Annotated in this window: 23 protein-coding genes; 12 read left to right on the top strand and 11 right to left on the bottom strand. The window is 61.2% G+C overall.

The genetic code is table 11. The annotated features are described in order from the left end of the window. Window positions 1-88: 88 nt before the first annotated feature. Together BM403_RS04295 and BM403_RS04290 are read left to right on the top strand one after the other, a co-directional pair. A complete protein-coding gene (locus BM403_RS04295; RefSeq protein WP_012724727.1) occupies window positions 89-1,186 on the top strand; it encodes a carboxynorspermidine decarboxylase in 1,098 nt (365 codons plus the stop codon). Between the two features lie 28 nt (window positions 1,187-1,214). Continuing rightward, on the top strand, window positions 1,215-2,459 hold the full coding sequence (locus BM403_RS04290) for a saccharopine dehydrogenase family protein (RefSeq protein WP_012724728.1): 1,245 nt from the start codon (window positions 1,215-1,217) through the stop codon (window positions 2,457-2,459). 134 nt (window positions 2,460-2,593) lie between these two features. Here the strand turns inward: BM403_RS04290 and BM403_RS04285 are convergent, their stop codons facing one another. Beyond that, on the bottom strand, window positions 2,594-3,373 hold the full coding sequence (locus BM403_RS04285) for an IclR family transcriptional regulator (protein ID WP_093541724.1): 780 nt from the start codon (window positions 3,371-3,373) through the stop codon (window positions 2,594-2,596). Between the two features lie 215 nt (window positions 3,374-3,588). Between BM403_RS04285 and BM403_RS04280 the strand changes: the two genes are divergently transcribed. The 5 genes from BM403_RS04280 to BM403_RS04260 all read left to right on the top strand — a co-directional run bounded on the left by BM403_RS04280 (window position 3,589) and on the right by BM403_RS04260 (window position 7,755). Beyond that, window positions 3,589-4,371: an ABC transporter substrate-binding protein gene (locus BM403_RS04280; protein ID WP_012724730.1), complete on the top strand. Its 783-nt coding sequence runs from the start codon at window positions 3,589-3,591 to the stop codon at window positions 4,369-4,371. After that, window positions 4,368-5,036, top strand: a complete 669-nt coding sequence (locus tag BM403_RS04275) for an amino acid ABC transporter permease (RefSeq protein ID WP_093541722.1) — start codon at window positions 4,368-4,370, stop codon at window positions 5,034-5,036. The genes BM403_RS04280 and BM403_RS04275 overlap by 4 nt, the downstream gene beginning before the upstream one ends. Beyond that, window positions 5,033-5,785, top strand: coding sequence for an amino acid ABC transporter ATP-binding protein (locus BM403_RS04270; RefSeq protein ID WP_012724732.1), 753 nt, complete (start codon window positions 5,033-5,035; stop codon window positions 5,783-5,785). Before BM403_RS04275 ends, BM403_RS04270 begins: the two co-directional genes overlap by 4 nt. Further along, window positions 5,782-7,050 (top strand): NAD(P)/FAD-dependent oxidoreductase, encoded by a 1,269-nt coding sequence (locus BM403_RS04265; protein ID WP_093541720.1) that lies wholly within the window; start codon window positions 5,782-5,784, stop codon window positions 7,048-7,050. Before BM403_RS04270 ends, BM403_RS04265 begins: the two co-directional genes overlap by 4 nt. A gap of 465 nt (window positions 7,051-7,515) precedes the next feature. After that, window positions 7,516-7,755, top strand: coding sequence for a DUF6124 family protein (locus BM403_RS04260; protein WP_093541718.1), 240 nt, complete (start codon window positions 7,516-7,518; stop codon window positions 7,753-7,755). 38 nt (window positions 7,756-7,793) lie between these two features. On the opposite strand, the gene glsB is transcribed toward BM403_RS04260, so the two are convergent. Continuing rightward, entirely contained in the window at window positions 7,794-8,702 is a 909-nt protein-coding gene (gene glsB, locus BM403_RS04255; RefSeq protein WP_012724735.1) for a glutaminase B, read from the bottom strand. A 55-nt stretch (window positions 8,703-8,757) separates the two neighbouring features. Further along, window positions 8,758-9,102, bottom strand: coding sequence for a hypothetical protein (locus BM403_RS04250; protein ID WP_012724736.1), 345 nt, complete (start codon window positions 9,100-9,102; stop codon window positions 8,758-8,760). A gap of 91 nt (window positions 9,103-9,193) precedes the next feature. On the opposite strand from BM403_RS04250, the gene BM403_RS04245 reads away from it, so the two are divergent. Then, complete coding sequence (locus BM403_RS04245; RefSeq protein ID WP_093541716.1) at window positions 9,194-9,529, top strand: hypothetical protein; 336 nt, start codon at window positions 9,194-9,196, stop codon at window positions 9,527-9,529. Window positions 9,530-9,562: 33 nt separating this feature from the next. On the opposite strand, the gene BM403_RS04240 is transcribed toward BM403_RS04245, so the two are convergent. Continuing rightward, on the bottom strand, window positions 9,563-9,973 hold the full coding sequence (locus BM403_RS04240) for a hypothetical protein (protein WP_093541714.1): 411 nt from the start codon (window positions 9,971-9,973) through the stop codon (window positions 9,563-9,565). Window positions 9,974-10,082: 109 nt separating this feature from the next. Here BM403_RS04240 and BM403_RS04235 point away from each other — a divergent pair, with 109 nt between their 5' ends. After that, window positions 10,083-10,949 carry an AraC family transcriptional regulator gene (locus BM403_RS04235; protein WP_093541712.1) on the top strand — a complete coding sequence of 289 codons (867 nt, stop codon included), beginning with the start codon at window positions 10,083-10,085 and terminating at the stop codon, window positions 10,947-10,949. Here BM403_RS04235 and BM403_RS04230 read toward each other — a convergent pair. Together BM403_RS04230 and BM403_RS04225 are read right to left on the bottom strand one after the other, a co-directional pair. Then, window positions 10,940-11,569 carry a ribonuclease T2 family protein gene (locus BM403_RS04230; protein WP_012724740.1) on the bottom strand — a complete coding sequence of 210 codons (630 nt, stop codon included), beginning with the start codon at window positions 11,567-11,569 and terminating at the stop codon, window positions 10,940-10,942. The genes BM403_RS04235 and BM403_RS04230 overlap by 10 nt on opposite strands. Before the next feature lie 42 nt (window positions 11,570-11,611). Next, window positions 11,612-12,592 carry a Gfo/Idh/MocA family protein gene (locus tag BM403_RS04225; protein WP_093541710.1) on the bottom strand — a complete coding sequence of 327 codons (981 nt, stop codon included), beginning with the start codon at window positions 12,590-12,592 and terminating at the stop codon, window positions 11,612-11,614. Window positions 12,593-12,719: 127 nt separating this feature from the next. Here BM403_RS04225 and BM403_RS04220 point away from each other — a divergent pair, with 127 nt between their 5' ends. Then, entirely contained in the window at window positions 12,720-13,082 is a 363-nt protein-coding gene (locus tag BM403_RS04220; protein ID WP_064054544.1) for an NUDIX hydrolase, read from the top strand. A gap of 21 nt (window positions 13,083-13,103) precedes the next feature. Here BM403_RS04220 and BM403_RS04215 read toward each other — a convergent pair whose 3' ends face one another. Both BM403_RS04215 and BM403_RS04210 read right to left on the bottom strand, forming a co-directional pair. Further along, on the bottom strand, window positions 13,104-15,743 hold the full coding sequence (locus tag BM403_RS04215; protein WP_093541708.1) for an MGH1-like glycoside hydrolase domain-containing protein: 2,640 nt from the start codon (window positions 15,741-15,743) through the stop codon (window positions 13,104-13,106). Between the two features lie 69 nt (window positions 15,744-15,812). Then, window positions 15,813-17,222, bottom strand: coding sequence for an OprD family outer membrane porin (locus tag BM403_RS04210; RefSeq protein WP_012724744.1), 1,410 nt, complete (start codon window positions 17,220-17,222; stop codon window positions 15,813-15,815). 289 nt (window positions 17,223-17,511) lie between these two features. Here BM403_RS04210 and BM403_RS04205 point away from each other — a divergent pair, with 289 nt between their 5' ends. Continuing rightward, complete coding sequence (locus BM403_RS04205; protein ID WP_093541943.1) at window positions 17,512-18,888, top strand: 2-oxoadipate dioxygenase/decarboxylase HglS; 1,377 nt, start codon at window positions 17,512-17,514, stop codon at window positions 18,886-18,888. 156 nt (window positions 18,889-19,044) lie between these two features. On the opposite strand, the gene BM403_RS04200 is transcribed toward BM403_RS04205, so the two are convergent. Beyond that, window positions 19,045-19,269, bottom strand: coding sequence for a DUF465 domain-containing protein (locus BM403_RS04200; RefSeq protein WP_046034724.1), 225 nt, complete (start codon window positions 19,267-19,269; stop codon window positions 19,045-19,047). A 174-nt stretch (window positions 19,270-19,443) separates the two neighbouring features. Between BM403_RS04200 and tkt the strand changes: the two genes are divergently transcribed. Continuing rightward, a complete protein-coding gene (gene tkt, locus BM403_RS04195; RefSeq protein WP_093541706.1) occupies window positions 19,444-21,507 on the top strand; it encodes a transketolase in 2,064 nt (687 codons plus the stop codon). Window positions 21,508-21,651: 144 nt separating this feature from the next. On the opposite strand, the gene uvrA is transcribed toward tkt, so the two are convergent. Together uvrA and BM403_RS04185 are read right to left on the bottom strand one after the other, a co-directional pair. Beyond that, the gene (uvrA, locus tag BM403_RS04190; RefSeq protein ID WP_012724748.1) at window positions 21,652-24,171 is read right to left on the bottom strand and encodes an excinuclease ABC subunit UvrA; all 2,520 of its coding nucleotides are present in this window, start codon (window positions 24,169-24,171) and stop codon (window positions 21,652-21,654) included. Continuing rightward, complete coding sequence (locus tag BM403_RS04185) at window positions 24,168-25,880, bottom strand: ATP-binding protein (protein ID WP_046034722.1); 1,713 nt, start codon at window positions 25,878-25,880, stop codon at window positions 24,168-24,170. Before BM403_RS04185 ends, uvrA begins: the two co-directional genes overlap by 4 nt. Window positions 25,881-26,003: the final 123 nt, after the last annotated feature.

Raw genomic sequence — 26,003 nt, 5'->3', positions numbered from 1 at the left:
AAAATCCGCCCACTAACCTTTCGATTCGATCCAAGTGCGGGCACAATGCGTGTCCTTTTTTGGCAGGCACCGCCGCAGGCTCTCAAAAATGATCAAAACGCCGTACTACCTCATCGATAAACAGAAGCTTCTGGTCAACATGCAGAAGATTGCTTACGTGCGCGAGCAGTCCGGCGCCAAGGCCCTGCTGGCGCTCAAGTGCTTTGCCACTTGGTCGGTGTTCGACCTGATGCAGCAATACATGGACGGCACCACCTCGTCGTCGCTGTATGAGCTCAAGCTCGGCCGCCAGAAGTTCGAAGGCGAGGCGCACGCCTACAGCGTGGCCTGGGCCGACGATGAAATCGAAGAGATGCTGGATAACTGCGACAAGATCATCTTCAATTCCATCAGCCAGCTGCAGCGCTTTGCCGAACGCTCCGAAGGCAAGACCCGCGGCCTGCGCGTCAACCCGCAGGTGAGCAGTTCCGACTACTTGCTGGCCGACCCGGCGCGTCCGTTCAGCCGCCTGGGCGAATGGGACCCGGTGAAGATCGAGGGCGTGATCGAGCAGATCTCCGGCTTCATGTTCCACAACAACTGCGAGAACGGCGATTTCAGCCTGTTCGACAACATGCTCGGCACCATCGAAGAACGCTTCGGCGCGCTGCTGCACAAGGTCGAGTGGGTCAGCCTCGGCGGCGGCATCCACTTCACCGGTGAAGACTATGCCGTGGACGCGTTCTGCGCGCGCCTGAAGGCGTTCTCCGAAAAGTACGGCGTGCAGGTCTACCTGGAACCCGGCGAAGCGGCGATCACCAACAGCGCCTCCCTGGAAGTCACCGTGCTCGACACCCTCTACAACGGCAAGAACCTCGCCGTGGTCGACAGTTCCATCGAAGCCCACCTGCTGGACCTGCTGATCTATCGCCTCAACGCCAAGCTGGCGCCGAGCGATGGCGAACACACCGTCATGGTGTGCGGCAAATCCTGCCTGGCCGGGGACATCTTCGGCGAGTATCAATTTGATCGTCCGCTGGCCATCGGCGATCGGCTGTCGTTCATCGACACCGCAGGCTACACCATGGTCAAGAAAAACTGGTTCAACGGCCTGAAAATGCCGTCCATCGTAGTGAAACAACTCGACGGTACAGTCGAGGTGGTTCGTGAATTTGGTTACGACGACTACCTGTCCAGCCTTTCGTAAGCTGGCGGATAAAGGAGAGATAAAGCAATTGAAAAAGAACGTTCTTATCATTGGTGCAGGAGGTGTCGCCAAGGTGGTGGCCCACAAGTGCGCGCAGCACAACGACGAACTCGGTCGTATTGCTATCGCGTCGCGCAACATCTCCAAATGCCAGGCCATCATCGACAGCGTCAAGGCCAAGGGTAGCCTCAAGGTTCCCGCCGATATCCAAGCCTTCGCGCTGAACGCCCTGGACGTGGAAGCGACCAAGGCCCTGATCCGCGAGACCGAATCGCAGATCGTCATCAACGTCGGCTCCGCGTTCCTCAACATGTCGGTCCTGCGGGCCTGCATCGACACCGGCGTTGCGTACCTCGACACCGCCATCCACGAAGAGCCGGGCAAGGTCTGCGAGACCCCGCCGTGGTACGGCAACTACGAGTGGAACCACCTGGAAGAGTGCAAACAGAAGAACATCACCGCCATCCTTGGCGTGGGCTTCGACCCAGGTGTCGTCAACGCGTATGCCGCGCTGGCGCAGCAACAGCATTTCGACCGCATTGATTCGATCGACATCCTCGACGTCAATGCCGGCTCCCATGGCAAATACTTCGCCACCAACTTCGACCCGGAAATCAACTTCCGCGAGTTCACCGGACAGGTGTGGAGCTGGCAGAACAGCCAGTGGACCAGCAACACCATGTTCGAAGTCAAACGCACCGACGACCTGCCGGTCGTCGGTTCGCAGAACCTTTACCTCACCGGCCACGATGAAGTGCACTCGCTGTCGAAAAACCTCGACGTGCCCAACGTGCGTTTCTGGATGAGCTTCGGCGAACACTACATCAACGTGTTTACCGTGCTGAAGAACCTCGGCCTGCTCTCCGAAAAGCCGGTCACCACCGCCGAAGGCCTGGAAGTCGTGCCGCTGAAACTGGTCAAGGCCGTGCTGCCCGACCCGTCTTCGCTCGCGCCGGGCTACACCGGCAAGACCTGCATCGGCGACCTGGTCAAAGGCACCAAGAACGGCCAACCCCACGAGATGTTCATCTACAACGTGGCGTGCCATGAAGAAGCCTTTGCCGAGACCGACAGCCAAGGCATCTCCTACACCGCAGGTGTTCCACCGGTCGCCGCCGCGCTGCTGGTGGCGCGTGGCGAATGGGATGTGAAGCACATGGCCAACGTCGAAGAACTGCCGGCTGAGCCGTTCCTGAAAGCGCTGGACGTGATGGGCTTGCCGACTCGGATCAAAGACGAGCACGGTGATCGGGCTTGGGATGCAATTGCCTGAATAGGCGATCGCTGACCGAACAAAACGGTGGGAGGGGGCTTGCCCCCGAGAGCGGTAGATCAGTCACAGCTGTATTGACTGACACACTGCAATCGGGGGCAAGCCCCCTCCCACATTTTGTTTTAGGGTGTCTGTTACTCCAAGTTCCGGGCCGAGTTGCTCAGCGCCCTCGAACATTGTAAAAGCGCCGGCGCCAACTGCCGCTCCGCATCTGCCCTGCTCCACCGACTGGTGGGCGCCACCACATGCACCGCCGCCACCGGCCGGCCATTGGCGCCCAGCACCGGCGCACCAATGGTCATGTCGCCCAGGAACAGCTCCTGGCCATTCACCGCATAGCCCTGCTCGCGCACTTGCTGCAACGACTCCATGATTTTGTCGACTTCCGTCAGCGTCTGGCTGGTGTGCGCAATACGCTGGCTGTTCTCGATCAACACCAACGCCTCGTCCTGCGGCAAGGCACTCAAATACGCTCGCCCCGACGCCGTGCAATACATCGGCACCCGCGAGCCGATCGGCATATGCACCGGCACAAAGCCCGAGCTGACGAACCGTGCGATATAGGTCATGTCGTAGCCCGCAGGTTCGGTGAGGCACGAGGTCTCACCGGTCAATCGCGTCAACTCCGAGAGAAACGGATTGGCCACCTCGATCAACGAATGCGCATCCAGGTAACTGAAGCCCAACTCCAACACGTGCGGTGTGAGTTGGTAATGCCGTGTGCGGGAGTGTTTCCGAAGGTAACCCAGGCTCTCAAGGGTAAACACCATGCGCTGGGCCGAGCTTTTGGTCATGCCGACGGCCTCGGCCACCTCTGCAAGGCTCATGCTGCGGCGTTGGGCACTGAAGGCCTTGAGCACCGACAGGCCCTTTTCCAGGGATTGGTTGTGCAGACTGTTGCGTTCTTCGGACATGGAGGACTCGCGGTCAGGTCGATCAGGCGTGGCGATACTTCTACTCTAAATCATTAAAATAGACCACTAAATATCGCATATCGATACGAATAGTTCATTTTATCTACTTTTTATAGCGATATTCGATTTTTTTAAATCGAAATGGCACAGAGCTTGCGATTTCATCGGCAGCCGCTTGCGGTACTGACTTTCCGTTTTCCTTCTGGAGTAACCCGATGAACAGTCTTTCGCCCTTGTTTCGCCGCCTTGCCTTCGGTCTCTGCGCCACGTTCTGCGTCAGCGCTGCGCACGCAGAAAGTGCGTCCTCGTACAAAGTCGGTGCAACGGCCAGTGGTTCGCCGTTTACCTTCCTCGACATCAAGAGCAACAGCATCCAGGGCGTGATGGTCGACGTGGCTGAGGCCGTGGGCAAGGCCGGCGGTTTCACCAGCCAGATCGAGCAGACCAACTTCGCCGCACTGATCCCCTCCCTGACCTCCGGCAAGCTCGACTTCATTTCCGCGGGCATGCTCAAGACCGAAGAGCGCACCAAGGTCGTCGACTTCAGCGCCCCGGTGTATGCCTACGGTGAAGGCCTGATCATCAACACCGATGACAACACCGCCTACCCCGACCTGATGCCGCTGAAGGATCAGGTGGTCGGCGTACAGGCCGGCACCGTCTTCTATGACCAGTTGAACAAGCTCGGCATCTTCAAGGAAATCCGCACCTACGACTCCATCGGCGAGATGGTCCGTGACCTGTCCCTGGGCCGCATCAAGGCCGCCGTGGGTGATCAGCCGGTGGTCGCCTACCAGATCCGCCAGAAGCTGTTCAAAGGCGTGAAACTGGCGCCGGACTACAAGCCCACCAATGTCGGCGAAGTGTGCCTGGTGGTGCGCAAGGGCGACACAAAAACCCTCGAACGCCTGAACACCGCCATCGCCAGCATCAAGGCGGATGGCACCCTCGACAGCATCCTGAAGAAGTGGGGACTCGATACCCAGGTGCGCCCATGAACCCGGCTGAGTTCCTGCAAAACGCCCAGGACTTCTTGCCGATTTTGCTGCAAGGCGCCTGGGTGACGATCCAGATCACCGTGCTGTCGTTCCTGCTCAGCAGTGCCATCGGCCTGGTGCTGGCGTTGCTCAAGCTGTCGCCGATCCGTGCGCTGTCGTGGACGGCGAGCACCATCATCAACGTGATCCGTGGCCTGCCGATCATCGTGCAGCTGTTCTACATCTACTTCGTGCTGCCCGACATGGGTGTGCACCTCACCGCGTTTTATGCAGGCGTGATCGGCATGGGCATCGCCTACTCGGCGTACCAGGCCGAGAACTTCCGCACCGGCATCATTGCCGTTGAACAGGGCCAGCGTGAAGCCGCCGAAGCCTTGGGCATGTGCTCGACGCTGATGATGCGCCGGGTGATCCTGCCGCAAGCGTTTCGCATTGCGTTGCCGCCGTATGGCAACACGCTGGTGATGATGCTCAAGGACTCGTCGCTGGTGTCCACCATCACCGTCGCCGAGATGACCCGCCAAGGCCAACTGATCGCCTCGTCGACCTTCCAGAACATGACCGTCTACACCTTGGTCGCCCTGCTCTACCTGCTGATGAGCCTGCCGCTGGTGTATGGCCTGCGCCGCATGGAACAGCACCTGGGCCGGAGGAAAAAAGCATGATCGAGATTCGCCAACTGCAAAAACACTACGGCAGCCACCGCGTGCTGCACGGCGTCGACTTGGACGTGGCCAAGGGTGAAGTGGTGTGCCTCATCGGCCCCTCGGGCTCTGGCAAATCCACCCTGCTGCGCTGCATCAACGCGCTGGAGGCCTACGACGGTGGCGCGATTACCGTGTTCGGCGAAACCGTGCAGCGCGGCAGCAAGACCGTGCACGCCCTGCGCAGCCGCATGGGCATGGTATTCCAACGCTTCAACCTGTTCCCTCACCGCAGCGTGCTGGAGAACGTGATGGAAGGCCCGGTGTACGTCAAAGGCGAGTCGCCCAAGCAGGCCCGCGAAGAAGCCCTGGTACTGCTGGAAAAAGTCGGCTTGAGCGCCAAGGCCGACGCCTACCCGGAACAACTCTCCGGAGGCCAGCAACAACGCGTGGCCATCGCCCGCGCCCTGGCGATGAAACCCGAAGCCATGCTGTTCGATGAACCCACCTCGGCGCTCGACCCAGAACTGGTCGGCGATGTATTGGCGGTGATGCGCACCCTCGCCGATGAAGGTATGACCATGATCGTAGTCACTCACGAAATGGGTTTTGCGCGGGAGGTGGCAGACCGTGTGTGCTTCCTGCATGGCGGCTACATCGTAGAAAGTGGCGCGGCCGAGCAAGTGCTGGGAAATCCGCAGCATCCGCGCACCCAGGATTTCCTGCGGCGGGTGCTGCACCCCACTGGTGATACGCGGAGCCTGTCATGAAGTCATTGTGGTCAGCGACTGCGCCCTCGGTGGTGCCGACGCCTGCGTTGAGCGAATCGGTGAAGGTGGATGTGGCGATTGTCGGCGCGGGGTATACCGGCTTGTCGACGGCGCTGCATTTGGCCGAGCGTGGCGTCAGTGTATGTGTATTGGAGGCCAACGAGCCGGGCTGGGGCGCGTCGGGACGCAACGGTGGGCAGGTCAACCCGACGCTCAAATACGACCCCGAGCAACTGGTGCAAATGTACGGTCCGGAGCGCGCCGAACCGTTGATCTCAACCGTGTCGAATTCGGCCGACCAGGTGTTCAGGCTGATCGAAAAGCACGGCATTGATTGCGCGCCGGTGCGCAAGGGTTGGATGCAGGTGTCGTACACCGAAAAAGGCGTGGCAGGGTTACATGCACGCGCGGATCAATGGGCCCGACGCGGCGTGCCGGTGCAGCGTTTGAACGCAACGGCGGTGGCCTCGCGCATGGGCAGCGACGCTTTTGCCGGCGGCTGGCTGGACGGTCGCGCGGGTGCGATTCAACCGCTGGCGTATGCCCGGGGGTTGGTGGGCGCGGCGCTGGCGGCGGGTGTGCGGATTCATGGGCACAGCGCGGTGACGGGCTTGCATCGCCAGGGCTCCGGCTGGCAGTTACAGACCGCTAACGGTGCACAGGTCACGGCCGATCAAGTCGTGCTGGCCACCAACGGCTACAGCGGCAACCTGTGGCCGGGCATGGCTCAAAGCATATTGGCGGCGAACAGTTTTATCGTCGCGACCAAGCCTTTGAAAGGCCATGCAGTCGACAGCATTTTACCGGGCCAGGAAACCGTCTCCACCGCGCAAAGGCTGTTGCTGTACTTTCGCAAAGACAGCCATGGCCGCTTGCTGATGGGCGGACGCGGGCTGTTCAACGACCCCACCTCGCCCACCGATTTCGCCCACCTGGAACGCTCGCTGGCGTTGCTGTTTCCGCAGTTGGGGCCATTGGAATTTGAGTATCGCTGGGCGGGCCGTATCGCAATCACCCGCGACTTCATGCCCCATGTTCACCAGCCAGCGCCGGGGCTCACATTGGCACTGGGCTGCAATGGCCGGGGGATCGCACTGTGTACCAGCCTGGGCCAGCAATTGGCGGTCAAGCTGTGTGACAGCCAGGCAGAGTTCGCCTACCCGGTGACACCGTTGCAGCGCTTGCCGATGCATGGGTTGCAGCGGTTTTACATTGGGGCAGGCGTTGCGTGGTATAGCGTGTTGGATCGGTTCAATATCAGCTGAAATACGTCCCCTGTAGTGAGCGAGCTTGCTCGCGCTGGGCTGCGCAGCAGCCCTTAAACCCGACAACCGAGCCGCATCAGGTATACCGCGCAAACCGTCTTGGGGCCGCTTCGCGGCCCAACGGGAGCAAGCTCCCTCGCCACAGGGGATCGCATTTAGCCATGAGTTCCAGGACTTTTCCCACAAGGGTTTCAGGTTGTCGCTCGGAACTTCGCTGACTAACCTCTGCGCCGTCGCTGCCAATTCAGCGGCCGGATTTGACCGTCCGAACCCAAAGTGCATCTGCATCAACATCGATCCAGGCGTTTCTTTTGCGTCTGCTGTATCGTGTCGCGGCAGCTGTACGCGGGATACCTTCGGGTATGCCGGGCTACTTTGGGACCGGTCGGTCAACCCGCGTATAGCTGCCACCCTCTTTCGCTTGACCGCGAATCGTGGCGGCTCAACTCCCAAAGAGATTTGACCATGATCAAAGACAGCCCCAATCCCCCAGAAACACTCTTCACCGTCCGTGCCGACTTAGACACGGAAACCTTGCTGGCCAACGCCTCCCAAGACCTCGCCTCCATCAACGACATCGCGGCCCACCTGGCATTTGAAGTAAACGGCGCCCAACGCAACATCGCGCTGGGCATCTGTCGCATGCAGGAAGGGGTGCAACTATTGGTCGACAAGGCGCTGAATACGGCTTACCCCGCAGCCTGAATCGTCAAAGACGATCGTTCCCATGAACGGGAACGATCTCAAAACACCGACCACCCAATCCGCTCACTCAACAACTCCAACGCCTTCATCCCCGCCAGCGAATTTCCCGCCGCGTTCAACTCCGGCGACCACACGCACACCGTAAACTGCCCCGGCACCACGGCAACGATCCCGCCACCCACTCCGCTCTTGCCCGGCAGGCCGACGCGATAAGCAAAATTCCCTGCCTCGTCATACAGCCCGCTGGTGGCCATGATCGAGTTGACTTGTCGGGTCTGTCGGGCGGTCAGAATCTGTTCGCCGCTGTGGGCACTCGTGCCCTCGTTTGCCAGGAAGCTGAACGCCTTGGCCAGATCCACGCAGCTCATTTGCAGCGCGCAGTAGTTGAAGTAGCTGTGCAGCACGGCATCCACGTCGTTGTGGAAGTTGCCGAAGGATTTCATCAGGTAGGCCATGGCGGCGTTGCGCGCGCCATGCTGGGCTTCGGATTCGGCGACGACGCTGTTGACCAGGATGTGTGGGTTGCCCGACAGGCGCCGCACGAAGTCGCGCATCGACAGGATCGGCACGGCGAAGCGCGACTGGTTGATGTCGCAGATCACCAGCGCACCCGCATTGATGAACGGATTGCGCGGGCGCCCGCGTTCGAATTCCAACTGCACCATGGAGTTGAACGGCTGCCCTGACGGCTCGTGGCCCAAGCGCTCCCAGATGGTTTCGCCGCCGTGGTCGATGGCCTGCACCAGGCTGAACACCTTGGAGATACTCTGCACCGAAAACAGCGTATCGGCATCACCGGCGCGGTAGGCCGAGCCGTCGTTGCCGTACACGGCGATACCGAGTTGGTTGGCCGGTACATCGGCCAGCGCGGGGATGTAATCGGCGACTTTGCCGAGGCCGATCAGTGGACGCACTTCGTCGAGAATCGACGAGAGCATCGCCTGCATGTCTTGTCCTGTCATCTGTGTTGGAATCGCTGGTAAACGGGTCGCGGAGGATACTTCAATGCGCGCGGAAGCCCCACATAATCTCAACCACCCGCTCGGCAATCACCAGGTACACCAGGATCAGCAACAGTTGCAGCGCCAGGTGATAACGCAGCTTGGCCAGCCGGCGAATGCCATCGCTGATATTCAACACCGTCAGCAATGCGGACAGGATGATCAACCCCCACCCCGCGACATCGGACGCAAACACGCCGATAAACAGTTCACGTTGCCCGACCAATGTGTGCGTCCCCGCCGCAAACAACAGTGCACACACCAGCAGGTTCTTCACGTTGTCGAAGATCTGCGTGCTCAGGTCGTTTTCCAGCAGCGCCATATAGCGCTTCCATAAGGTCTGTATCGCTCGGTACCGATCAGGGATGGCTCGTCACTCAAAGTAGTCCAATTGCCCGTACACTGCACCGCTGCGCTCACCCTTTGAGGACCTTTGCATGAAACTGATGATCGCCCTGGCCGCCCTGTTGTTGGTATCGGCATGTACGTCGACGCCGCCGCCCCAAGACGCCACCGCCTCTGTTTGCCTGGCCGGCGGCGGCAGCATGAAGCAAGTCGGCAAACTGCAGAGCTGGAAGTGCATCACGCCCTACAAGGACGCGGGCAAGGCGTGTACCGATTCGAGCCAGTGTGAAGGCGAATGCCGGACCAGCGTGACCACATCCTCCGAAAATCGCCCGGTAACAGGCGCATGTCAGGCGGATAACGGCCGCTTTGGTTGCTCGGCCACTGTCGAGAAAGGCCAGCTGGGCCGGGCGATGTGCGTGGACTGATGAGCGCCACATTTTTGCGGACTGTAGGCCGCGTTAAAAATGCGCCACATCCGACACCCGATCATCCAGCACGTCCCGCGCCAGCGCCCAGGCGCGGTCTTTGGATTCCACCACCAGCAACGGGTAGCCCCACGCCTTGCCAAACATCACGGCAAACGGCTTGAGCGCCAGCCGCTGCGCAGCGCTGGGCTCGACCTGGATCATGCCCTTGACATACGTGCGCAGGGCCGGCCTGTTTTTCTTCATCCAGATCGACGCCTGCTTGCGCTCTTCGTGGGAGTGTTCGTGACTGTTTTCATCTTCGGCCTTTTCATGCAGCAGCACAAAGGCTTGCTGGCGGGCCAGCAGGCCTTCGAAGACCACGAATGCATCGTCGGGCCCGCCTTCGTTTGGCGCATCAAAGACGATTTTCACCACTGGGAATGTTGAACTGTCGAGTCGCATGGCAGAGCTCCTTAATGAGAGTGGATCTCATCATAGGGATCTACCTGCTGGACGGCATTGCACAGAATAGCCAGAATGTTTCGCAATTCAGCCAAGCTGTGAAACCGCCATGAAGCGCCACCGCCTTGATCAATTCGACCCCTCCCGGGCCAAGGACGCCGACATGATCCCGCGCGCCGTGGTGGCCGTGGGCGCTACCAGCACGTCCCAGACCTGGGAGCATGCACCGCATGTCCATCGCAAGGGCCAGTTGATGTACACCCTGCGCGGGGTGATTCATTGCCAGATCGAGGCCGGTATCTGGATTGTGCCGCCCCAGTGCGCGCTGTGGATCCCCGGCGGCCTTTCACATGCGGCGCGGGGGGCCGGCGAAGCCGAGGTGTATTGCCTGCTGATCGACCCGCACGCCGCTGGCGCCCTGCCCCCGCAATGCTGCACGCTGGCGGTGTCCGGCCTGTTGCATGAGTTGATTACTAAGGCGGTGAGTTTTGAGCATTGGTACGAAGAGGACGGCGCTCAGGGCCGGTTGATCACCACGCTGCTGGACGAGTTGGCCCAGGCGCCCATCGAAGACTTGCACCTGCCAATGCCCCAGGACCCACGGTTGCGGCGCCTGGCCGACAGCCTGCTGGCCAACCCCGGCGACAAGGCCACCCTCGGCCAGTGGGCCGTGCGCATCGGCATGAGCGAGCGCAGCATGACGCGCCTGCTGCTGGAAGAGTTCGGCCTGAGTTTCGGCCGCTGGCGCCGGCAGTTGCATGTGATCCTGTCATTGCAACGCCTGGCCAGGGGTGAAAGCGTGCAGCGGGTCGCCCTGGACCTGGGTTATGAGAACGCCAGCGGCTTTATCACCATGTTTCGCAAGGCAATGGGCCAACCGCCCGCGCGCTACCTGGCGGATCGCGCCGGGGCCTCCAGTGCGAACGCGGCCGCGACCATTGCGTTGCACGCGCTCCAGGCGCAGGCTCAACGCTGAACCGGGATCCGGATGTCACCGTCCCGGCACTGGGTCTTCACGCTCCTGGGGCAACCGGCAAAGCGCAATTCCTTGCTCAGGCATATCCGTACTTCAGACAACACCTTGCCCTTGCAGATCACCGCCACACTGTGGTCGCCCATGGCGGGGTTGCTCTCGCGGAACAGCTGTTCGATGTCCCGCGCTTGCAAATAATTAGGCACATTGAACGGCTGCAGTTGCGGTGGGATCTGCACGGCGCCCAACGCCGCATCAGTGGCCTCCAGGTAGCGCGAGGCCTCCAGGCCGCTGCAGGTGCCGTGCTTGGCCCATTCATGCTTGAGCAGTGAGCGCGTGGGAAACATCAGCGCGCCCTTGGCCATGTCTTCGGCCGAGAGTTGCGATTGAGGCTCGCACGACGCCGGCCACCCGCCCCGAGCGTATTGCGGCCACAGTCCGTGCAACACGAAGCCGTAGCCTTTGCCCGAGCACTGCTCGTTGTCCGGGTGCGTCAGGCAGAACGTCGGCGACCATGACAGCGACAGCACATAGAAATCAAAATCCCCCGCCGGCCGCTGCTCCCGTGGCGCCGCCATTGCACTTGTGGCAATGGCCAGCCACAACACCATCCAGTATTTCATCCCCGTGTTCCTTAAGAAAAATGAATCACTACCCTATTGCAACTACCCAGGATGATGGGGGTTACGTTGTAGCACCTTGTCGAGGATCCGATCGGTCTTCAACGCCTCGATCGCCTGTGAAGGGTGTTCGGCTTCCCCACGGATATGGGCGTTCATGGCCAACACATGGTGCCACTGGATATGCGCGTGGCAAGGCACGTCCAGCACCTCGTCGACCTCGCCTTCCAGGCGCAGCGGCTGGTCCTCGAATACTGCAAAGGTAATGCGCCCCTTGCTGCCAATCAGCTCGACCCGGTCTTCACGACGGTCGGCGACAAAGTTCCAGCAGCCCATGCCCAGCGCGCCGGACGCAAATGTCCAACAGGCCGTCACGGCATCCTCGGCGGCATACTGCCCGGCCTGTCGCGCGGTGAAGCCCGAGACCTCGACAATATCCCCGGCCAGGTACTGGAACAGGTCAAACCCATGGCTGGCCAGGTCGGCAAAGTAACCGCCGCCGGCAATCAGCGGGTCGGTGCGCCAATTGGCGGCGTCGGCGTCATCGGCGCCCGGTGGCTTGCACAGGGTCCAAGTCAGGTGGCGCAGTTGGCCGATGCGCCCCTCTTGCAGCCACTGGCGCACTTGTTGGAAACGCGGCAGCGAACGGCGGTAGTACGAAACAAACAGGTCCAGGCCGGCACGCTCGAAGGTGCGCTGCATCAATGCGCTTTGCTCGGCATTCAATGCCATCGGTTTTTCGACACAGCAATGCTTGCCCGCTGCGGCCACCATCAGGCTGTATTCAAGGTGGCTGTCGGGTGGCGTGGCGATGTACACCGCGTCCACCTCGGGATCGTCGATCAGGGCCTGGGCGTCGGTATAGAAGCGGGCAATGCCATGGCGCGCCGCATAATCGCGCACGGCTTCCTCGCGGCGCCCCATGACGGCCACCAGCGCCGAACCTGGCGCTTTGTAGAAGGCGGGTCCACTCTTCAATTCAGTGACACTGCCACAGCCGATCATGCCCCAGCGTACGGTGTTCATCGGTTTCCCTCGTGCGTTTTCGTCAATCGGGCAGTATCCACATCCCCACACGTCAGCGCCATAACCACTTAGCATGACAATTGCATTACACTTTTATGACACTCATCTCACTGCGGGGGCACAGACGATGAAAATCAGGGCCACGGTCATTTGCGAACACGAGGGGCATATCCTCTTCGTGCGCAAGGCCAGATCGAAATGGGCGTTGCCGGGCGGCAAGGTTGAACGCAACGAGCGCCCGGTCGGCGCTGCCGAGCGCGAGCTGGAAGAAGAAACCGGATTGAACGTGGACGGCTTGCTGTACTTGCAGGAACTCAAGGCCCGCGACACCCTGCACCATGTGTTCGAGGCCTCGGTGGTGAACATCGAAGACGCGCGGCCTCGCAACGAAATCGTCGACTGCCAGTGGCATGCCTATGGCGCCATGGATGAACTGGACACCACCGACGCCACCCGGCATATCGTCAGATCCTTTCTACGTCGCCTGTAGTTCAGCGCTCTGTCCGGCGTATTACTCAACCCCAGGCTGCAGCAGCAACGCCACCAACGCACTCCACCCCGTCTGATGGGACGCCCCCAACCCGCGCCCGGTTTCCCCATGAAAATATTCATGGAACAACACCAGGTCACGGCTGGCCGGGTCCGCCTCCAGCTGCGCATAGCCCGCCATCGACGGTCGCGAACCGTTTTCATCCCTGAGAAACAACCGCGTCAGCCGCTGACTGAGGCTGTCGGCCACTTCCTCCAGGGAGGACAGATAACCGCTGCCGGTCGGGTACTCCACCGAGAAGTTATCCGCGTAGTAGCGGTGAAATTCCCGCAACGACTCGATCAGCATGTAGTTCACCGGCATCCACAGCGGCCCGCGCCAGTTGGAGTTGCCGCCATACAGCCGCGAGTCGGATTCGCCGGGTTGGTAGCGTGCACTGAGGGTGTTGCCGTTCATTTGCAGCGCCAGGGGTTGCTCGGCGAACGCCTTGGACAAGGAGCGCACGCCAAACGTCGACAAAAACTCGCTGTCATCGAGCATGCGCCGCAGCAGGTCCTTGGTGCGCTCACCGCGCAACAGCGCCAGTAACAGGCGGTTGCCCTGCCCTGGCTCATTCCAGCGCGAGACCAGCTTGGCCAGGTCGGGCCGGTGCTTCATGAACCCGAGCAGGCGTTCGCGCAAGCCTTCCAACCCCTCATGCTCGCGCTGCTCCAGCACCAGCACGGCAAACAGGGGCATCAGCCCGACGATAGAGCGCAGACGCACCGGCTCGTTCTGGCCGTCGGGCCGGTGCAGCACATCGTAGAAGAACAGGTCCTGCTCATCCCACAGGCCTTCGGCGCTCTCGTCGACGCGGTTGATGGCGCCCGCGATGTACAGGAAATGCTCAAAGAACTTAACGGCGATGTCGACGTACACCCCATTGCGCTTGGCCAGCTCCAGGCCGATACGCATCAAGTCCAACGCATAGGCCGCGACCCACGCCGTGCCGTCGGCCTGATCCAGCTGGTACCCCGGCGGCAGCCCGGCCGAGCGGTCGAACAAGGCGATATTGTCCAACCCCAGGAAACCGCCCTGGAACAGGTTGCGCCCTTCGGCATCCTTGCGGTTGACCCACCAGGAAAAATTCAGCAGCAGCTTGTGGAAAATCCGCTCAAGGAAATCCATGTCGCCTACGCCGTTCAGCGCCTTGTCCTGCTGGTACACCCGCCAACTGGCCCAGGCGTGGACCGGCGGGTTGGCGTCGTCGAAGCGCCATTCATAGGCCGGCAATTGCCCGTTGGGGTGCATGAAGCGGTCTTTCACCAGCAGTAACAGTTGCTGCTTGGCGTACCCCGGATCGATCAGCGCCATGGCCACCGCCTGGAAGCCTTGGTCCCACGAGGCATACCACGGGTATTCCCAGGTGTCGGGCATGGAGAGGATGTCGAAGTTCGACAGGTGCCGCCAATGAGTATTGCGGATATGCAGGCGCTCAGGCGGCGGCGCAGGTTGCGCCGGGTCGCCGTCGAGCCATTGGTTCACATCGAAATAGTACAGCTGCTTGGACCACAGCAAGCCAGCCAATGCCTGGCGTTGCACATTGCGCGCATCGTCGTCGTGGATGCCGTGTTGCAAGGCGGCGTAGAAATCATCCGCCTCTTGGCGGCGTTGTTCGAACAGCTTGCGGGCGTTGACCGGCGGCGCGTTAACGGGGGCAAACCGCAGGTAGAGGGTTTTACTCTCAAGGCCTGCCAATTCGAGGATGAAGCGCGCCGCGACTTTGGTGCCGCTGTCACGCCGAATCGCCGATTGAACACCCTCGACCACGTAATCATTGATGCCGTCCTTGAACGGCCCCGTCGCCGGCTGGCCATCCAGGCGGGGAACGTTGGTTTCGTTCTCGCAGAACAACCACTCCACCCCCTCCTGGCCCCAGGCGCTGAGATGCCGATCCGGCCGTTCAGGATGGCGCGCCAGCACCTGCTCCCCGTCCATCTTCAACTGCGGCTTGGGCGCATCAAAGGTCCAGCTCCAGTCATTGCGCGCCCACAACTGCGGCATCACCTGCAAGCGGGTCGGCTGCTCGGAACGGTTGTGCAGCGTGATACGCATGAAGAGGTCGTCGGGCTGATGCTTGGCGTACTCGACGCTGACATCGCAGTAGCGGTTGTCTTCGAACACGCCGGTGTCAAGGATCTCGTACTCGGCATCCTCCAGGCCACGGCGGGCGTTTTCGCGGATCAGGTCCTCGTAGGGAAAGGCTGCATGGGGGTATTTGTAGAGCATGCGCATGTAGGCATGGCTCGGCACGCCATCGACGAAAAAGTACAGTTCCTTGACGTCTTCACCGTGGTTGCCCTCGGCGTTATTGAGGCCGAACAGGCGCTCCTTGATGATCGCATCGCACTCGTTCCACAGGGCCAGGCCCAGGCACCAACGTTGCGCCTTGTCGCTGAAACCGGCGAGGCCATCCTCACCCCATCGGTAGGCGCGGCTGCGTGCGTGTTCGTGGGGGAAGTAAGTCCAGGCATCGCCATCGGCGCTGTAGTCTTCGCGCACCGTGCCCCATTGGCGTTCACTCAAGTAAGGGCCCCACTCGCGCCAACGCTCGGCATCCTGCTGCGCCAGGCGCTGGCCTTCGAGGGTTGCAAGTATTCGGTTGTCGGGTGTGGCCGTCATCGGGTCCTCCATCGCCTACCAGGTGAGAGGCAGTGTAGAACCCAATGACGCCCGGATGCACATGAAGACTTAGAAGATGGCGTAGGTGTAGTTGAAGATCAGGCGAGTCTGATCCTGGTCGGGGGTGCCGGTGTTTTTGCCGTGATAGGTGCCGGTGCGCAAGGTGGTACCGAAGCCTTTCAGAGGACCGGCTTGCACCACGTAGTCCAGACGGAAGTCGGCTTCGTTTTCTTTCTGGTCAGGGCCGCCGGCAACCTTCGACTTGATGTCCGAACCGTCGAGGTACGCCACGGAAGCCTTCAGGCCAGGCACGTAGGCCTTGAAGTCATACGAGTACTGACCAAAGTTGACCTGCTCGCCCGCGCGGGAGAACTGGCCCACCACAGCGTCGGTAAACAGGTAGAAGTCGCTGCCGCCGGCGCCTTGTGCGTGCGGGTCGGCCAGGCTGCCCTGGTTGACCCACACAAAGCCGCCGTCGTCACCCACGCCAATATGGCCGAGCATCAAGCTGCTGCCGCCCAGTTGGTAAGTGAAGGCCGCACTGTAGGTTTTGTTGTCCACTTCGTTGGCATGCTTGGCAAAGCCACCGTTGTTGTTGAACTGGTAGCCGCTCTCGCCGTTCTTGCCGTCGCTGGTGCTGTCGAAGTAACGCAGGTCGGTCTTGAACGACTGGTCATTGCCCAGCGGCAGCACGTGGACCAGGCCGACGTAGTTCTGTTTGTAGAAGTCTTGCAGTTGGGCGTAGTAGTACTGCAACGTCAGGTTTTTCGCGATGGCGTTGTCGGAAGAACCAAACGGTTTGTAGTCCACCCCGCCGAATTTGAAACTGTCGCTGTCGCGGGTACCGCCTGCCACGCTCAAGCCTGTGGAGTTACTGGAGGCACGGCCTTCGGCGCGGTTCAACTCACCGCCGGTGAAGGTGACATTGGGAATGTCATTCGAGGTAAGGATGCCACCGTCAAAGGTCTGCGGTGCCACGCGGCTGTCGTTGGAAACCAGGATCGGCAGAACCGGCGCCAAGCCACCACCGACGTGCAACTCGGTCTGGGAAACACGGAACTTCACGTTGCCCGCCGCGCGACCGAAGGAATCGGCAGGCTCGGTGCCGTTGTTCTTGGTCGGAAAAAAGCTGTTGCCGTTGCCCGCCAGGCCTGCGCCCGCCGTGTGACCATCGCCGCCGTCCAGGCGCAGCGCGCCGAAGGCCATGACGTCGAAGCCCAGGCCAATGGTGCCCTGGGTAAAGCCGGATTTGTAGTCAAAACGCAGCGCAGTTGCCGCTTCGCGCAGGTCGTTGTTGGTCCCCGAGCGGTTATCCGCGCTGTAGTACATGCTCCGTGAGCTGACAGACGCATGGCTGTCTTCAAGGAAACCGCTGTGACCATTGCCGGTGCCCAGGGCACCGAGCCCGAAATCATCAGCGAATGCGTGTTGTGCAAGAACGGCGGCGGTGATCGACAGCGCCAGTGTAGAAATTTTCATTAACGACGGCCCCTAAACATTTTTTTATGTGTGCGGTGTGCATAACGGCGTTTTCATCCTTGCAAACGTGACGATTCTTTCATGCCGGCCGGGGCGGACTCCGTGAAGAATTAGTTAGGAAAACCGCGCGGAAATGAAATTTTCCGCGGGCTGTTTTTTGTCATATTCACGTCATCTCATTCATTTGCAGAATGAAGTCCTGAGGAATCTTCGTTTGCAAGCACGCCCTGCGCTCAACAAAATCCAGGCAAAGGCCACCTTCACCGTCATCGCCATCAGGAATTTTTCTATGCCCACCACCGCACATGTCTCCCCCGATGAGATCCGCAAGGGCTTTTCCAAGGCCATGTCCGACATGTACCGAGATGAAGTTCCGCTGTATGGCGCGCTGATGGAGTTGGTGGCCGAGACCAATACCCGCGTGCTCGACACTGAACCGGGCCTGGCGCAGCACCTGCAACGCACCGGCGAAATCCAGCGCCTGGACAGGGAACGCCACGGCGCGATCCGCCTGGGCACCGCCGCCGAGCTGGCGACCATCAGCCGCCTGTTCGCAGTGATGGGCATGCAGCCGGTGGGCTATTACGACCTGACCCCGGCCGGCGTGCCGGTGCACTCCACCGCCTTTCGCGCCGTGCACGAACAGGCGCTGCAAACCAGCCCGTTTCGGGTGTTCACGTCCTTGCTGCGCCTGGAACTGATCGAAAACCCCGACCTGCGTGCGTTTGCCGAAACGGCCCTGGCCAAGCGCTCGATCTTTACCCCAAGAGCCTTGGCGCTAATCGAACAAGCAGAAAAGGACGGCGGCCTCAATGCCGTGGACGCGGATGAATTCATCCACCAGGCCCTGGAAACCTTCCGCTGGCACCACACCGCCACCGTCACCGGCGCGCAGTACCAGCAACTGAGCGACCAGCACCGCCTGATCGCCGACGTAGTCGCGTTCAAAGGCCCGCACATCAACCACCTGACCCCCCGCACCCTGGACATCGACCAGGTCCAGGCCGCCATGCCAGGCAAAGGCATCACACCCAAGGCCGTGATCGAAGGCCCACCCCGCCGCCGCTGCCCGATCCTGCTGCGCCAGACCAGCTTCAAGGCCCTCGACGAACCCATCGCCTTCACCGACGCCCAAGGCAGCCACAGCGCACGCTTTGGCGAGATCGAACAGCGCGGTGTGGCCCTTACGCCCAAAGGCCGCGCGCTGTACGACCAACTGCTGAACGCCGCGCGCGACGAGCTGGGCGCTTTCCCCAATGAAGGCAACGCCGCACGTTATGTCGAATTGATGGAACAGCACTTCCAGGCCTTCCCGGACAACCACGCCCAGATGCGTGATCAGGGCCTGGCCTACTTCCGCTACCTCACCACCGAGCAAGGTGTGGCGGCGCGCGGCAGCGCCGAGCAACCGCGTACCCTGGAAGCACTGATCGCAGCGGGCCACATCGATGTGGAGCCGTTGGTGTACGAGGATTTTCTGCCGGTGAGTGCAGCGGGGATCTTTCAGTCGAACCTGGGGGATGCGGCGCAGAGTCACTACGCGGCCAATTCGAACCAAGCCGAGTTTGAACAGGCACTCGGCCGCCGGACGATTGATGAATTGAAGCTGTATGAGGAAACGCAGCAGCGCTCTATTGATGAATGCACCCAGGCACTGCTGGCCTGAATTGAAGTGCCCACCCGGCTCAACAGCGCAGTCCTTGCGCCGCAACAGTCCCCAGAGCCGGGTGGGCGGTGGGCATCATAGGCAGTGAAGAGAAGCCTGTCCTTCAGACAATTCTGAACAAATGTGCGCGCCCCCTGTAGGAACGCGAACGATCCCCTACCCCAACTTCGCCACAATGTCGTCTTTGATCAACAACCGTTTCTTCTTCAGCTTCTCCACCTCTTCATCGCCGGCGCTTGCTGATTCTGCCTTCAGTACCTCCTTGTCAGCGTCGTCGTATTGAGTGAGCAGCGAGTCCAGGCGTTTGTCATTTGCCCTGCGTTCGTGAACGACTTCCTTGCTGAACCCCAAGTCCTGATACAGGTCGTGTTTCACTGGCATGGCGTACCTCCGCAAGTTGATCAATGGCTTACGCCCTAGAAGCTAGACCATTGCGAGGGGTCTTGTCATGTTCAAGGTCAATACATCCCCGTTCGTCGCAACATAGGCGATGGGATCAAACCTTTGGCGCACTGTGCCCTCCACTGTAGATCGCCACCCGAGGGAGACCGGTTCATGAAGCAAGCTGCCACCGCCGTCGACACCCAATGCATCAACACAATCCGCACCCTGGCCATGGATGCCGTACAAAAAGCCAATTCCGGCCATCCCGGCACGCCCATGGGCCTGGCCCCCGTGGGGTATACGCTGTGGAGTCGCTTCCTGCGCTATCACCCCCAACACCCCGACTGGCCCAGCCGCGACCGTTTTGTATTGTCGGTCGGTCATGCATCGATGTTGCTGTATTCGTTGCTGCACCTGGCAGGCGTGGTGGAGTTGGATGCTGATGGTGAGCGCACCGGCCAGGCCGCTGTCAGCCTGGACGATATCAAGCAGTTTCGGCAGGCGGGTTCGAAAACCCCCGGCCACCCCGAGTACCGCATGACCACCGGTGTGGAGACCACCACCGGCCCGCTCGGCCAGGGCTGTGCCAACAGCGTCGGCATGGCCATTGCCGAGCGCTGGCTGGCCAAGCGGTTCAACCGTGAAGAAAAAACCCTGTTCGACTACAACGTCTACACCCTGTGCGGCGACGGCGACATGATGGAAGGCATCAGCAGCGAAGCGGCGTCGATGGCCGGGCATTTGAAGTTGGACAAGCTGTGCTGGATCTATGACAACAACACCATCAGCATCGAAGGCCACACCGAGCTTGCGTTCAGCGAAGACGTGATCAAACGCTTCCAGGCGTATGGCTGGCACACCCTGCACGTGACCGATGCCAACGACTTGCAAGCCTTGGGCAATGCCTTGAAGGCCTTCCATTGCAACCGTGGCGCACCGACCCTGATCGTGGTCGACAGCGTGATCGGCTATGGCTCACCGCACAAACACAACACGGCCGCCGCCCATGGCGAGCCTTTGGGCGAGGATGAAATCCGCCTGACCAAAGCCGCATATGGCTGGCCCGAGGACTCCAGCTTCCTGGTGCCCGATGACGCCCGCATGCACTTGCGTGATGCGCTGCTGGATCGCAGTGAGCCGCTGTATGAAAAGTGGAGCGAGCACCTGGCGCAGCTTGAGCAGTACGAGCCGGAACTGGCCGATGAATTGCGCCGTATGCGGGCCGGGGAAATGCCCGAACACTGGCAGAAACATCTGCCCAGCTTTGACGCCGACGCCAAGGGCATCGCCAGCCGTGCCGCCGGCGGCAAGGTGCTGAATGCGTTTGCCGAGCAAATCCCGTGGTTGCTGGGCGGCTCGGCGGATTTGTCGCCTTCGACCAAGACTAACCTCACGTTCGAGGGTGCCGGGCGCTTCAGCGCTGACGACTACACGGGGCGCAACCTGCACTTCGGCATCCGTGAACACGCCATGGGCGCCATTGCCAATGGCATGGCGTTGTCCTACCTGCGCCCGTACACCTCGACCTTCCTGGTGTTCAGCGACTACATGAAGCCGCCGATCCGCCTGGCGGCGATCATGGAGTTGCCGGTGGTGTTTGTCTTCACCCACGACTCGATCGGTGTGGGTGAAGATGGGCCGACGCATCAACCTATCGAACATCTGACCCAACTGCGCGCCACGCCGGGGTTACTGACCCTGCGCCCAGGCGATGCCAATGAAACGCTGGCGTTGTGGACAGTAGCACTGGCGCAAACCCATCGGCCGAGTTGTGTGGTGTTGTCGCGTCAGCCATTGCCTACGCTGGATCGTAGTAAGTATGCCGCCGCATCGGGTGCTGCCAAGGGCGCCTATGTGCTCGCAGGTGCCGATCATCCTGAGGTCCTGCTGCTGGCGACGGGCAGTGAAGTCAGCCTCGCGGTGGACGCTTACGAGCAACTGAAAAGCGAAGGGATTGCCGCGCAAGTGGTCTCGATGCCCAGCTGGGAACTGTTTGAAGAACAGGACCAAGCCTACCGCGACAGCGTGCTGCCGCCAGCGGTGAAAGCACGGGTGGTGGTGGAACAGGCGGGCCCATTGGGCTGGGACCGCTACGTCGGTCAAACCGGAGCCAAGGTAGTGATGAACAGCTTCGGCGCATCGGCACCGTTGGCCAAGCTGCAGGAGCAGTTTGGGTTCACCGTGGACAACGTGGTGAAGCAGGCCAAGGCACAAATCCACCTGACTCAACAGTGATCAACCTGTGGGAGGGGCGGTGCGACGATTCGACTTGCCCCCGATGGCGATGGTTCAGACACTTATTTAGTTGACTGACACACCGCTATCAGAAGCAAGTCGAATCGTCGCACCGCCCCTCCCACACTTGATCTGTTTTGATTGCTAGATCAGCTCTCGGGCCAGGAATGGTGCGGTGCGGCTGGTCTTGCTTTTAGCAACCTTCTGCGGCGTACCGCTGGCAACCACCTTGCCGCCCAAATCCCCCGCGCCCGGTCCGATATCGATCACCCAGTCACTCTGCGCCACCACGCGCATTTCATGTTCCACCACAACCACCGTATGCCCCGCGTCCACCAGGTGATTCAACTGGCTGAGCAAGCGGTCGACATCCCGTGGGTGCAGCCCGGTGGTGGGTTCATCCAACACATACAGCGTGGCGCCTCGGGCATTGCGTTGCAGCTCGGTGGCGAGTTTGATGCGCTGCGCTTCGCCGCCGGACAGTTCGGTCGCCGGTTGCCCCAGGCGCAGGTACCCCAAGCCGATATCGCGCAGCACCTGCAATGAACGCAATACGCCGGGCTGTTCGGCGAACACCTCCACGGCCTGCTCCACCGTCAGCCCCAGCACCTGGGCGATGCTCAAGCCTTGCCATTTAATCGCCAGGGTCTCGGGGTTGTAACGCGCGCCATGGCAAGTCGGGCATGGCGCGTACACGCTGGGCATGAACAGCAATTCAACACTGACAAACCCCTCGCCCTCGCAGTTCGGGCAACGGCCCTTGGCAACGTTGAAGGAGAACTGCCCGGCATCGTAGTGGCGTTTTTTCGCGGCAGGTGTGGCGGCAAACAGTTTGCGCACGTTGTCGAACAAGCCGGTGTAGGTCGCCAGGTTGGAGCGCGGCGTGCGGCCGATAGGTTTCTGGTCGACCTGCACCAGGCGGCGGATGTGCTCCAGCCCGGCGCTGATCCATCCGCCGCTGGTTTGCGGAGTGTCGTCTTCCAGGCTTGGCTCTTCGTCGCTTTCCAACACACGTCCCAGCCCGCTGCCCACCAGCTCCAGCAGTGCCTGGCTGACCAGGCTGGACTTGCCCGACCCGGAAATCCCGGTGACTGCCGTGAAGCAGCCGAGCGGGAAATCGACGTTCAAGCCGTCGAGGTTATTGCGCGTCACACCTTCCAGTTTCAGCCAGCCCGTGGGCTCGCGACGCACCGGGTTTGCCACGCGTTTTTCAGCGAACAGGTACTCACGGGTCTGCGACGCCTCCACCTGCGCCAGCCCCGCCGGCGGACCGCTGTACAGGACTTGCCCGCCATGCTCACCGGCGGCCGGGCCGACGTCGATCAGCCAGTCGGCGCGGCGCATGGTTTCCAGGTCATGCTCCACCACAAACAGCGAATTACCCGCCGCTTTCAACCGCTCGAGCGCCGTGAACAACGCTTCGCCATCCGCCGGATGCAAACCCGCCGAGGGCTCATCCAGCACATAAATCACACCAAACAACTGCGAGCCCAATTGGGTCGCCAGGCGCAAGCGCTGCAACTCACCGGATGACAAGGTCGGCGTACTGCGCTCCAGGGACAAATAGCCCAAGCCCAACTCGGTCAAGGTGCTGACCCGCTCGAGCAGGTCCTGGGCGATACGCTGCGCGGCCAGGCGCTTTTCCACCGAGAGTTTCATTTTGTCCTGCCCCGCCGCCACCGGCCGCAACAATTCAGCCAATTGCGCCAGCGACAATTGCGACAGCTCACCAATGTCGACCCCGGCAAACTTCACCGACAGCGCCGCCTTGGTCAGCCGCTTGCCCTCGCACAGCGGGCAGGCGCTGCCTTGCATATACTGCGAGACGCGCTTTTTCATCAGCGCACTTTGGGTGTGGGTGAAGGTGTGCAGGATATAGCGCCGCGCCCCACTGAAGGTGCCCTGGTAGCTGGGCTCGAGTTTGCGTTTCAACGCCTCGCGGGTTTGCTCGGGCGTAAAACCGGCGTACACCGGGACCGTGGGGGTTTCTTCAGTGAACAGGATCCAGTCGCGCTGCTTTTTCGGCAGCTCGCGCCAAGGAATGTCCACGTCATAGCCCAGGGTCACGAGGATGTCGCGCAGGTTCTGGCCTTGCCACGCCAGCGGCCAGGACGCCACTGCGCGCTGGCGGATGGTCAGCGACGGATCGGGCACCATCAGCGCCTCGGTCACTTCATAGACGCGGCCCAGGCCATGGCATTGTGGGCACGCACCTTGGGGCAGGTTCGGCGAAAAATCCTCGGCATACAGCATCGCTTGACCCGGCGGGTAACTGCCGGCGCGGGAGTACAGCATGCGGATCAAGCTCGACAAGGTGGTCACGCTGCCCACCGACGAGCGCGCACTCGGCGTGCCGCGCTGCTGTTGCAGGGCCACGGCGGGCGGCAAGCCTTCGATGCTGTCGACATCCGGCACCCCGACCTGGTCGATCAGCCGACGCGCATAAGGCGCCACCGATTCGAAATACCGCCGCTGGGCCTCGGCGTACACCGTGGAAAAAGCCAGGGACGACTTGCCCGAGCCCGACACCCCGGTGAAGACCACCAAGGCATCGCGGGGAATATCCACATCGACGTTTTGCAGGTTATGTTCGCGGGCGCCACGCACGCGGACGAAGCCGTGCTGCTGGGCAGTGATCGGGGGGAGAGTGCGCTGTGAAGTCATGAACAACCTTGTCTGACGCTGAGCACGCTGCGTATCCGTTGCGCCAGGGCTTCGGGGCTATAGGGCTTGCTCAACAGGTGAATATCGGGGCTCAGCAGGTGATTGCTGGAGAGAATGTCGCGGGTGTGGCCGGAGGTGAACAGCACCGCGACCGGCGGCGTCTGCGCACGAGCCCAGGCGGCCAGGTCGGTGCTCTTGATGCGGCCGGGCATCACCACGTCGGTGAAGATCAGCTCGGGTTGCACGCCGGCTTGCAGCATGTGCATCGCACGGTCACCGTCTTCGGCCGTGAGCACGGTGTAACCCGATTGTTCCAGCAACTCCACGACCGTCGCGCGCACGTCTTCATTGTCCTCAACCACCAAGATGGTCTCGTGGCCATTGGCATGCGACACCGGCTCGGCGTGGGCTTCCTCAGCTTCGTCACCGAGGCTGCGCGGGAAATACATTTGCACCACCGTGCCCTTGCCCTCCTCGCTCCACACCTCGACATGCCCGCCGCTTTGGCGCACGAAGCCAAACACCATGCTCAGGCCCAGGCCTGTACCGTGGCCGTTGCGCTTGGTGGTGAAGAACGGCTCGAATACCCGCGCCAGGATCGCCGGCGGCATTCCTACGCCGATATCGGTGACAGCCAGGCGCACATACTCACCGGGCTTGATACTTTTACCGGCACAATCGCCGGGATTGAGGATGATGTTCTCGCCGGTGATACGAATCACGCCCTCGCCTTTCATGGCATCCCGGGCGTTGATGGCCAGGTTGAGCAGAGCGTTTTCCAGCTGGTTGCGGTCAACGTTGATGCACCAGGAATCCTGGGGCAATTGCACGTCGATATGGATGGTTTCCCCCAGCGCCCGTTGCAGCAGTTCGCCGAGGCCCGCGTAGATGCGTTGCGGGTTGTACACCGCCGGTGACAAGGGTTGGCGACGAGCGAAGGCAAGCAATTGTGACGACAGCTTGGCACCACGCTCCACCGCCGCAATGGCCGCCGCAACACGACGCTGCACCTGGGGGTTGTCCGGTTCATGGCGCGACAGCAGGTGCAGGTTGCCGGCGATGACTTGCAGCAGGTTATTGAAGTCGTGCGCCACGCCGCCGGTGAGGCCGCCGATGGCTTCGAGTTTTTGCGATTGGCGCAGTTGGTCTTCGGCAGCAGAACGCGCCTGCACTTCGTCGGCGACCCGCTGTTCCAGGTTGTGCGTCAGTTCCTGGCGCACACGCTCGGATTTCACGTGCTCGGTGGTCTCAGTCACGATCACTAGGACGCCGGCGGGTTGCTGGTTGTCGTCAGCCACCGGACTGTAGGAAAGATCCATCCAGACTTCTTCCGGTTGGCCGTTACGTGACAACTCCAAGGGAAAGTCACGGTACGACAACGTGCCACCGGCAAGGCACGTGTCCAACACATGCCGATTGAAATCGGCCACTTCCGGCCAGCCCAGTTCCACCGGTTTGCCCAGCAGATACGGGTGGCGACCACCGGCAAACACGGAGTAACTGTCGTTGTAGATCATGTACCCCACCGAGCCCCAGAGCATCACCATGGGCATGGGTGAGGCCAGCAGCATCTGCACCGTGCTGCTCAGGCTGCAAGGCCACTTGTCAATCGGGCCCAACTCGGTGGTCGACCAATCGAAGGCGCGGATTCGCTGGGCCATTTCACCGCCCCAGCCTTCGCAGCCGTGGGTATTGGATAAAAATTGCATGTTGGGCTCTTGGCGACGTTAGCGTTGTTGGGGAGCGCTGTTCCACTGTTAAAGCGTTGGAGCCTGGCCGCAATGAATCGTTTCATTTGCGTATAGCTTATCCGTGGCAACCGCTGCAAGGCC

It is taken from the genome of Pseudomonas sp. OV546, from assembly GCF_900116845.1.
In the GTDB taxonomy this organism is placed as follows: domain Bacteria; phylum Pseudomonadota; class Gammaproteobacteria; order Pseudomonadales; family Pseudomonadaceae; genus Aquipseudomonas; species Aquipseudomonas petroselini.
This window is presented reverse-complemented; position numbering and strand designations above follow the sequence as displayed.

What these genes read in the sequence shown, in the direction of transcription:
- BM403_RS04185 (WP_046034722.1), bottom strand. Translation starts at nt 25,880, where the DNA reads ATGCAATTTTTATCCAATACCCACGGCTGCGAAGGCTGGGGCGGTGAA.
- BM403_RS04280 (WP_012724730.1), top strand. Translation starts at nt 3,589, where the DNA reads ATGAACAGTCTTTCGCCCTTGTTTCGCCGCCTTGCCTTCGGTCTCTGC.
- BM403_RS04270 (WP_012724732.1), top strand. Translation starts at nt 5,033, where the DNA reads ATGATCGAGATTCGCCAACTGCAAAAACACTACGGCAGCCACCGCGTG.
- BM403_RS04285 (WP_093541724.1), bottom strand. Translation starts at nt 3,373, where the DNA reads ATGTCCGAAGAACGCAACAGTCTGCACAACCAATCCCTGGAAAAGGGC.
- BM403_RS04230 (WP_012724740.1), bottom strand. Translation starts at nt 11,569, where the DNA reads ATGAAATACTGGATGGTGTTGTGGCTGGCCATTGCCACAAGTGCAATG.
- BM403_RS04225 (WP_093541710.1), bottom strand. Translation starts at nt 12,592, where the DNA reads ATGAACACCGTACGCTGGGGCATGATCGGCTGTGGCAGTGTCACTGAA.
- glsB (WP_012724735.1), bottom strand. Translation starts at nt 8,702, where the DNA reads ATGCAGGCGATGCTCTCGTCGATTCTCGACGAAGTGCGTCCACTGATC.
- BM403_RS04200 (WP_046034724.1), bottom strand. Translation starts at nt 19,269, where the DNA reads ATGCCAGTGAAACACGACCTGTATCAGGACTTGGGGTTCAGCAAGGAA.
- BM403_RS04275 (WP_093541722.1), top strand. Translation starts at nt 4,368, where the DNA reads ATGAACCCGGCTGAGTTCCTGCAAAACGCCCAGGACTTCTTGCCGATT.
- BM403_RS04210 (WP_012724744.1), bottom strand. Translation starts at nt 17,222, where the DNA reads ATGAAAATTTCTACACTGGCGCTGTCGATCACCGCCGCCGTTCTTGCA.
- uvrA (WP_012724748.1), bottom strand. Translation starts at nt 24,171, where the DNA reads ATGACTTCACAGCGCACTCTCCCCCCGATCACTGCCCAGCAGCACGGC.
- BM403_RS04260 (WP_093541718.1), top strand. Translation starts at nt 7,516, where the DNA reads ATGATCAAAGACAGCCCCAATCCCCCAGAAACACTCTTCACCGTCCGT.
- BM403_RS04215 (WP_093541708.1), bottom strand. Translation starts at nt 15,743, where the DNA reads ATGACGGCCACACCCGACAACCGAATACTTGCAACCCTCGAAGGCCAG.
- BM403_RS04245 (WP_093541716.1), top strand. Translation starts at nt 9,194, where the DNA reads ATGAAACTGATGATCGCCCTGGCCGCCCTGTTGTTGGTATCGGCATGT.
- BM403_RS04235 (WP_093541712.1), top strand. Translation starts at nt 10,083, where the DNA reads ATGAAGCGCCACCGCCTTGATCAATTCGACCCCTCCCGGGCCAAGGAC.
- BM403_RS04240 (WP_093541714.1), bottom strand. Translation starts at nt 9,973, where the DNA reads ATGCGACTCGACAGTTCAACATTCCCAGTGGTGAAAATCGTCTTTGAT.
- BM403_RS04295 (WP_012724727.1), top strand. Translation starts at nt 89, where the DNA reads ATGATCAAAACGCCGTACTACCTCATCGATAAACAGAAGCTTCTGGTC.
- BM403_RS04220 (WP_064054544.1), top strand. Translation starts at nt 12,720, where the DNA reads ATGAAAATCAGGGCCACGGTCATTTGCGAACACGAGGGGCATATCCTC.
- tkt (WP_093541706.1), top strand. Translation starts at nt 19,444, where the DNA reads ATGAAGCAAGCTGCCACCGCCGTCGACACCCAATGCATCAACACAATC.
- BM403_RS04205 (WP_093541943.1), top strand. Translation starts at nt 17,512, where the DNA reads ATGCCCACCACCGCACATGTCTCCCCCGATGAGATCCGCAAGGGCTTT.
- BM403_RS04265 (WP_093541720.1), top strand. Translation starts at nt 5,782, where the DNA reads ATGAAGTCATTGTGGTCAGCGACTGCGCCCTCGGTGGTGCCGACGCCT.